We start from the raw sequence: 457 nt of genomic DNA, 5'->3' as shown, positions 1-457 counted from the left end.
ATTTTGATTTTGATATTTCTTATGAAAGTGCAAATCATTTGATAGTCCTTCGCTAATGGTGATAGTACGCTTTGAATTATAGTTCTTGGTATCTCCGAACATCATTTCAGGATTTTTAGAAGCTAATCTGAAATCCAATGATTTACTTATAGTAATTGTTTTTTCTTTTAAGTCAATATCAGTCCATTGAAGCGCGGCAGCTTCACCTTTCCTCATACCAGTTTCAATTAGAGTTTTATAAAAAATCCCGTAAATATAATCATATTTATAAGCTTCTCTCAGAAAATCTGCAATCCTCTCAGATTCAATAAATTTGACCTCAGGATCTTTTGCTTTGACTTTTATTTCTACCCCAACACACGGATTCTTTTGTATTTTTTCTAAAGTTATAGCCTTCTCCATAGCGTTATGCATTGTACTATGAACTATTTCAATTGTACGTCTACTATAGCCGTTA

At 31.9% G+C, this 457-nt stretch carries 1 protein-coding gene; it reads right to left on the bottom strand.

Annotated features, from left to right (window positions below; genetic code table 11):
* Nucleotides 1-457, bottom strand: a 457-nt coding sequence (locus tag KI369_RS29025; protein ID WP_212959059.1) for a tyrosine-type recombinase/integrase, incomplete at both ends; no start/stop codon positions are given.

Source organism: Bacillus sanguinis (genome assembly GCF_018332475.1).
Classification (GTDB): Bacteria; Bacillota; Bacilli; order Bacillales; family Bacillaceae_G; genus Bacillus_A; species Bacillus_A sanguinis.
This window is presented reverse-complemented; position numbering and strand designations above follow the sequence as displayed.